At 57.5% G+C, this 6,105-nt stretch carries 4 protein-coding genes; 2 read left to right on the forward strand and 2 right to left on the reverse strand.

Annotation, left to right across the window (positions count from 1 at the left end; translation table 11 throughout):
* Positions 1–68: 68 nt before the first annotated feature.
* Together cysN and cysD are read right to left on the reverse strand one after the other, a co-directional pair.
* Positions 69–1,499: a sulfate adenylyltransferase subunit CysN gene (gene cysN / locus EAY64_RS17170; protein ID WP_103525961.1), complete on the reverse strand. Its 1,431-nt coding sequence runs from the start codon at positions 1,497–1,499 to the stop codon at positions 69–71.
* A 78-nt stretch (positions 1,500–1,577) separates the two neighbouring features.
* The gene (gene cysD / locus EAY64_RS17175) at positions 1,578–2,531 is read right to left on the reverse strand and encodes a sulfate adenylyltransferase subunit CysD (protein ID WP_255424550.1); all 954 of its coding nucleotides are present in this window, start codon (positions 2,529–2,531) and stop codon (positions 1,578–1,580) included.
* Positions 2,532–2,726: 195 nt separating this feature from the next.
* Here cysD and EAY64_RS17180 point away from each other — a divergent pair, with 195 nt between their 5' ends.
* Positions 2,727–4,892 carry an HDOD domain-containing protein gene (locus EAY64_RS17180; RefSeq protein WP_103525962.1) on the forward strand — a complete coding sequence of 722 codons (2,166 nt, stop codon included), beginning with the start codon at positions 2,727–2,729 and terminating at the stop codon, positions 4,890–4,892.
* 53 nt (positions 4,893–4,945) lie between these two features.
* Complete coding sequence (locus tag EAY64_RS17185; RefSeq protein ID WP_226034460.1) at positions 4,946–6,034, forward strand: LD-carboxypeptidase; 1,089 nt, start codon at positions 4,946–4,948, stop codon at positions 6,032–6,034.
* Positions 6,035–6,105: the final 71 nt, after the last annotated feature.

Raw genomic sequence — 6,105 nt, forward strand, 5'->3', positions numbered from 1 at the left:
ATCACGCTGGAGACTAACCGACAAAATCACCCATAAAACAAAGGGGAATCCGGACGACTGCAGAACACTTATAGCAGCTTTGAAATATCCTTGGTTTCCCAGTGCGGGAAGTGCTTGCGTACCAGCTGATTGAATTCCAGCTCGAATGCGCGCAGGCGGGCCAGCTCATCGCTTACCGGAGCCGCACGGGATTCAGCAGCGGCCGTGATCATGCCGGCAGCAGCCGTTGCATTGGACAGGCGATCGATAATCACGAAGCTGCCCGTGCCACGACTCAGGGCATAGGCATCGAACACGGCCGGCGCATTCAACTCCACCCGGCACAGGGCAATTTCATTCAGCGCCAGCTCAGCAGCGTTGAACTGCTGCAGGGAATTGACATCCACCCGATGCTGGATGCTGCTTACCCGGCCGGTGACCACCTTGCCAGCCAGCTTGAAACCATATTCCTTGCCCAACTCCAGCGGCGCCTCGGCCATCCACACCAGGTGGGCATCAAAAGCCTGGGATACGCTGGGTTGTTGCTCGCCAGCGCGCACGATCATGTCGCCACGCGAGATGTCGATTTCATCTTCCAGGGTCAGGGTAATGGCCTGACCGACAAAGGCAGAAGGCTGGTTGCCTTCGAAGGTCACCACCTCTTTCACCTTGCTGCGCTTGCCGGAAGGCAGGGCCACAATTTCATCCCCGGGTTTCACTTCGCCAGCCACCACGGTACCGCAGAAGCCGCGGAAATCCAGGTTCGGACGATTCACATACTGCACCGGCAAGCGGAAGGCTTCCAGCGCCACGTCATGGCTGACCTGCACGCTCTCCAGCAGCTCCATCAGGGTAGCGCCCTGATACCAGCCCATGTTTTCGCTGCGGGTGACCACGTTGTCACCACGCAAGGCAGAGATCGGCACGAAACGGATATCCGGAATGGTCAGGTGCTCGGAGAAGGCCAGGTATTCGTCACGAATGCGCTGGTAGGTTTCTTCGCTGTGTTCGACCAGGTCCATCTTGTTGATGGCCACGATCACGTGTTTGATACCCAGCAGGCTGACGATGAAGCTATGGCGGCGGGTCTGGGTCTGCACACCACGGCGGGCATCGATCAGGATGATGGCCAGATTGCAGGTGGAGGCACCGGTTGCCATATTGCGGGTGTACTGCTCGTGGCCCGGGCAGTCGGCAATGATGAACTTGCGCTTTTCGGTGCTGAAATAGCGGTAGGCCACATCGATGGTAATGCCCTGCTCGCGCTCGGCCTGCAAGCCATCCACCAGCAGCGCCAGGTCGATTTCCTGGTCGGTGGTGTTGTACTTTTTCGAATCGCGCTCGATGGCCGCCAGCTGGTCTTCAAAAATCAGCTTGGAGTCATGCAACAGGCGGCCAATCAGCGTGGACTTGCCATCATCGACATTGCCACAGGTGATAAAGCGCAGCATGTCCTTGTTTTCATGCTGCTTCAGGTATTCCAGGATATCGCTGGCAATCAGCTCGGACTGGTGAGACATGATCGTTCTTTCCACTGTATTCCGTCGCCAGGGCGCCGGACATCAATTCTTCAGAATGGTGACAGGATGGAGCCGGGCTTAGAAATAGCCTTCCATCTTCTTCTTCTCCATCGACCCTGCCTGGTCATGGTCGATCAGACGGCCCTGGCGCTCACTAGTGGTGGTGAGCAGCATTTCCTGGATCACCTCCGGCAGCGTGGCGGCAGTGGATTCCACCGCGCCGGTCAGCGGGTAACAGCCCAGCGTGCGGAAGCGCACCTGCTTCTTGCTGATGCTGGCTTTCTGTTCCGGCGTCAGGTATTGCAGGATGCGGTCGTCATCAATCATCACCAGCGTGCCGTTCAGATTCACCACTTCACGCTCGGCGGCAAAGTACAGCGGCACGATGTCGATGTTTTCCAGATAGATGTACTGCCAGATATCCAGCTCGGTCCAGTTCGACAGCGGGAACACACGAATGCTCTCGCCCTTGTCGATCTTGCTGTTGTAGATATTCCAGAGTTCCGGACGCTGGTTTTTCGGGTCCCAGCGGTGGTTCTTGTCGCGGAAGGAGTACACACGCTCCTTGGCACGCGATTTTTCTTCATCACGACGCGCGCCACCAAAGGCGGCATCGAAACCATATTTGTTCAGCGCCTGCTTCAGGCCCTCGGTCTTCATCACGTCGGTGTGCTTGGCACTGCCCACGGTAAACGGGTTGACGTTGGCTTTCACGCCCTCTTCGTTCACATGCACGATCAGCTCCCAGCCTTCAGCAGCCTGCTTGTCGCGCAGCGCATACATGTCCTGGAACTTCCAGGTGGTATCCACATGCATCAGCGGAAACGGCGGTTTGCCAGGGGCAAACGCCTTGCGCGCCAGATGCAGCATCACCGCCGAATCTTTGCCAATGCTGTACAGCATGACCGGGTTTTCAAACTCCGCCGCCACTTCGCGGATGATGTGAATCGACTCGGCTTCCAACTGCTTGAGGTGAGTCAGTTTCTGTTGACTGATGTTCATGGTTCCCGCCTGTTCCTGGGCTGCCTGCACTTCTGGTGAGCACAGCACGATGGTTTGCTTGACGCTCAATTTACCGGAAGGCCTGCCATTTTCCAAAATCAGTTGGATATATCAATATGCACTATCCAAGTGAAAATTCAGTCCAAAGAGCAATAACGCAATACGGATTAAGTCATGCCGTGATGGCTGTTTCGCCATATAGTGACAAGCAGGGAGATCAAGACCATGAACCGCGTCGACAATACAGCGGACTACCAGCTGGAGCACAGCCTGAGTTGTGCCGATGGCTCATCACTATTACTGGCCAGGGCCGGCGAACACGACTACCTGCTACTACCCGCCGCCGCACAGCCTGCTGCCGGCAAGCTGCCTCACAGCCTGCTTGCCCAGCCTGTGGATCACACCACACTCGCCGGCCAGGACTATGCCTGCTACCTGCGTGACGGACAGAAACTGTTGAGTGAAATCCCCCCCGGCATGCTGAACGACAAGGAAGTCACCGGCATCGCCTGTGACATCATGGAAGCCCTGCTGCAACTGCAGTTGAACCAGTTAGCCCTGCCCATAGTGGATTCCGAGCACATCCTGATCGACGCCCAGCAGCAGATTCAGTTGCTCGGTCAACATGCCGCCATCTCGCATGACACCGTACAACAGCAGCAGAACCTGATACAAGCCGGCCGCCTGCTGTACTGGCTTTACAGTGGCCGCCGTTATAGCAGCCTGCCACTGGCCAGCCTGCGCCCCCAACTGGATAACGAGCTATTGCAGCTCTGCCAGCAATTACTAACCGCCCACACGGCCAGCCCGCTCCCCACTCGCGCCATCCTGGCACAGTTACAGGACTGGCTGGTCCGCCAGCAAAGCTTTATCCGCCCGCAGGGCAATCATTGCGCCGCACTGGAGCAACTCTTGCAACGCATGCGGCACAGCCCGGACTTCCCGGCCTTGTCGCAAGCCGTTTCTGCCATCAATCACATTGGCAATGCCGATAGCGAACGGCTGCAAGTATTGGCAGAAATCATCCTGAAAGACTTCTCACTCACCAACAAGCTGCTCAAGGTGGTGAACTCGGCCAACTTCAGCCAGTTTGGTGGCACCGTCAGCACGGTATCGCGCGCCATCGTCATCCTTGGTTTCGACACCATCCGCAACCTCGCCCTGACCTTGCTGCTATTCGAACACATGCACAACCGCAGCCACGCCCAGGAGGTACGCGACGTCGCCATCAAGGCATTGTTCTGTGGCCTGCTGGCGCGCAACCTGGCCCGCCACAGTGGCTTGCGCGAAGCAGAAGAAGCGTTGATCTGCGGCATGTTCCAGCAGCTGGGCGAACTGCTCTGTGTTTACTACTTCCGCGACGAATACCGGCTGATCCATAAAAAAATCAGCAGTGGCAGTACGGCTGACCAAGCGGTACTGCATACACTGGGTCTTTCCTATGCCGCGCTCGGCGCAGGCACCGTCAGCCTGTGGAGCTTTCCGGAAAGCATGATCAGCAGCCTGGAGCCCTATCCAGCCGGCCCGGTACGCCAGCCACAAAGCAGCACTGCCCGCTTGCGCATGCTGGGTAATCTGGCACAGGAGCTGACCGGCCTGCTGAGCACGGCCAACCCGCCCTCGCAGGCTGCAGCCCGACAGTTACTTACTCGCTACGAACGGGCCAGTGCGCTGGACATGAAGCAGCTCGACACTGTCATCGAACAGACTCAAGCTGCTTTTGACGACTACCTGCGCGAATGGAGTGGCGAACAGCCACGCCATGGCCAGGCTTATCAGCTGAAAACAGCCCGCCTGGATACACAAGCGCAACAGCCCACAACACAAATCGTCGCCGACGATGCCCTCACCACCAGCTACCTGCTTGCCCCGCCGGCTACGGCGTCCCTACTGTCCGCCGGCATCCAGGACATCACCCTGACCCTGCTGGGGAGTTATCAGCTAAACGATCTGCTGCGGATGATTCTGGAAATCATGTTCCGGGCGGTGGGATTTGATCATGTCGTGCTCTGCACCAAAGACCCGCGCCAAAACCAGCTGCAGGCACGCTTCGGCTTTGGCCCGGACATCCCCGAGCTACTCAAACACTTCCGGATCGATCTCGATCAGCAAGACAATGCTTTTTGCATTGCAATGGAACGTAATGTCGACATTTTCATCGAAGATGCCAGCGATACCACCATCGCCAGCCATATACCCGGTTGGTATCGACAACTGAATCTGGCGCAAACTTTCATCATCTTTCCGTTAGTGCTGGAAAAGAGGAAAATAGGCTTCTTGTATGGTGACAAAAAACAGGCACACAGCCTGCCATTACGTCCCGACGAACTCAATCTGCTCAAAACCCTGCGCAACCAGGCCTTGCTGGCCATTCGCCAGAAACAGAACTGAGCAGCCACACCATCAGGAATCGTTTGTCACTGACCAGCCAGCACCCCATTGAAATGCTGTCACGCAGAAGCTTGCTGCGAACCGGCTTGAGCCTTGCCGCCATCGGCATGCTGCAAGCCTGTAGCAGCCCCATGCGCCGCCCCACTTCACCTACTGCCGCCTATCCGACCATGCCATTGCAAAACCGGGAAATCACTCTGCTAGCCTGTTCCGGTAGCCTCCCCAGCGCCACGCAGCGCCAACATGGCATCGACCGCCTGCAACAGGCCGGCTTCGATGTAACCAACCGCGAGGCAATCGACCGCCAATACCAGCGCTTTGCCGGCACGGATCAACAACGCCTGCAAGATCTTAACCAGCTCAGCCAACGTCAGGATATGCCACGCATGCTGCTGGCTGGCCGTGGCGGCTACGGTGCCTGCCGCCTGTTGCCGGACATCGACTATGCCCGCCTGTGCCCGATGCTCAAGGAGGCAGGCACCCAGATCATGGGTTATAGCGATTTCACCGCCATCCAGCTTGCCTTGCTGGCCAAGGGCGGCGTTGGCAGCTTTGCCGGCCCCATGCTGTATAGCGACTTTGGTGGACGCAATATCAGCCCCTACACCATGCAGCAGTTTATCCAGGCCACCACCACCCCGGACTGGGTAGTACGCAGTCAGACCATGCAAAGCGTAAACGACCACGGTGAGGGCATTTTCTGGGGTGGCAATCTCAGTGTACTCAGCAGCCTGGTGGGTAGCCCTTACCTGCCGGATATCCGCGGCGGCTTGCTGTTTCTGGAAGATGTAGGCGAACAACCCTACCGGCTGGAGCGCATGCTGCAGCAGCTGTACCTGGCAGGCATTCTGCAGCGGCAGCGGGCCATCTTTCTGGGAGACTTTTCCATGGGGCGCATCGTTGATGCCTATGATGCTGGCTATACGCTAGACAGCGTCATTGCACAGCTACGCCAGCAACTGAAGGTGCCAATCTTCACGGGCATTCCCTTCGGCCACATCCACGACAAGACCACCCTGCCGCTCGGCTACCCGGCACGCTTCAACAGCAGCGAAAATGGACTGGAATTGCAATTCAGTGACTACACGTTGCAATCAACAACAGGACTCACACTGGAAAACCTGCTGCAGGGCAAGCTCTGATTTCCCCAGACGCAACAAAGCCGCCCTGGGGGTGGCTTACGGAGGCATCGCGCCCAGCAGGCCAATGCAAA

This window comes from Aquitalea palustris, assembly GCF_003693445.1.
GTDB classification, from domain to species: Bacteria; Pseudomonadota; Gammaproteobacteria; order Burkholderiales; family Chromobacteriaceae; genus Aquitalea; species Aquitalea palustris.

Coding starts and splice junctions, on each gene's coding strand:
- cysN (WP_103525961.1), bottom strand. CDS start 1,499: ATGTCTCACCAGTCCGAGCTGATTGCCAGCGATATCCTGGAATACCTG.
- EAY64_RS17180 (WP_103525962.1), top strand. CDS start 2,727: ATGAACCGCGTCGACAATACAGCGGACTACCAGCTGGAGCACAGCCTG.
- EAY64_RS17185 (WP_226034460.1), top strand. CDS start 4,946: ATGCTGTCACGCAGAAGCTTGCTGCGAACCGGCTTGAGCCTTGCCGCC.